General features: G+C 54.1%; 2 protein-coding genes. Both read right to left on the reverse strand.

Annotated elements, in window-relative coordinates:
- Nucleotides 1-398, reverse strand: a 398-nt coding sequence (locus tag H6F43_RS00520) for a class II glutamine amidotransferase (protein WP_190340086.1), incomplete at its 3' end; no start/stop codon positions are given.
- A 157-nt stretch (nucleotides 399-555) separates the two neighbouring features.
- Nucleotides 556-1500: ABC transporter ATP-binding protein (locus H6F43_RS00525; RefSeq protein WP_190340087.1), on the reverse strand; the 945-nt coding region annotated here is incomplete at its 5' end.

The following is a 1500-nucleotide window of genomic DNA, read 5'->3' on the forward strand; positions in this document are numbered from 1 at the left end:
TCGCGAATCGGACGGTACAGCGATTGACGGAACTGTTCGATCGCCCCATTGTGCATCGCTAAGAGGCGTTGATACTGAAACGGCTGACAGTTGCTCAAATCCACCGTCAGTCCAGGTGTGGCGCTGCGGACGTTCGCCAAAATGCACCCTGACTCTACGTAGCGGCTCAAGCTCGGCAGATTTACGACATCGCTCCAGATTGGCAGCGTGTTCTTGTATACAAACGCTTCATTTTGCCGCTCGGGGTGATACCAGCCCACGCCAAAGCCGTCAGCATTGAGTAAGCCAGCCGTCATTTCCTTGGGCTGATAGCTCTGAACAATCAGAGAGTGTTCGGGTTTAAACAGCAGGCGATCGAGTTGAACCCTGGGTCCCAAATAGCCTAATAATCGACACATGGACAAAAATGCTTTTCGATAAGGGTTCTCGGCGATTCTAGCGATTGTAAGTCACGATCGTGTCGCTGCCGCATGGCAAGTGAATGACAATCAGCCTGTAGAGTGACAGCTACGTATCAATCACAAACTTCCAAACAGATCGAACGATCGCGGCTCCCTAACGGCTCTCCTGAATTCCCCGCTGCGTCAACTGCTGCACAAAAAAATCCTCTAGTGACGGGCGCGCTAGCTGCATCGAAACCAGTTGAGCCCCCATTAAATTTAGGCTGGCAAGGAAATCTTGCGGACTGCCGAGGAGGTGCCCCTGCCAATAGCCATCCTGGAACTCTAGGCCGTCCAAGCGGTTACGGAGGGTGTCCGGATTGCCGCCCTTCACTTTTACCTGGTAAGCATCGGTTCCGCCCAGCAACTCTTGTAGCGAACCTGCGCAGAGGAGGTCGCCCTGTGCCAGAATCGCGACGCGATCGCAGATCATCTCCACATCTGACAGAATGTGGCTGTTGAAAAATACAGTCTTGCCCTGCGCCTTCAGTGACAAGATAATTTCCCGAATCTGGTAGCGTCCCAAGGGGTCCAACCCAGACATAGGCTCATCCAAAAACACCAAGTCTGGGTCGTTAATCAGCGCTTGCGCCATGCCAATTCGCTGGAGCATTCCTTTGGAGTATTGCCGCAACGGCTTGCGGCGAGCGGCAGACTGCGCTAAACCGACGCGATCGAGCAGTTCGGGGATGCGCTTACGTTGAATTGATCGTGGGATCTGAAACAGCCCAGCGGTGAACTGCAAGATTTCCCAACCTGTCAAGTAGTCATAAAAGTAAGGACTCTCTGGCAGGTAGCCGATGCGCTGCTTGACGGCGCGATCGCCCAGCGGTGCACCCAACAGCAGCCCGCGTCCCTTGCTCGGACGAACAATGCCCAGCAGGAGTTTTAGCAGTGTGGTTTTGCCTGCGCCGTTCGGTCCTAACAGCCCAAAGGTTTCGCCTTGGTAGATGCTGAGGGTGCAGTCGTGAAGGGACACGACTTTTTGATTCAGCCAGAAGCCTGTTCGGTAGACTTTTCGCAAATTGTACGTTTCGACGACCGTAGGACGATCGGCGGC

This window comes from Leptolyngbya sp. FACHB-36 (genome assembly GCF_014695955.1).
Taxonomy (GTDB): Bacteria; Cyanobacteriota; Cyanobacteriia; order Leptolyngbyales; family Leptolyngbyaceae; genus FACHB-36.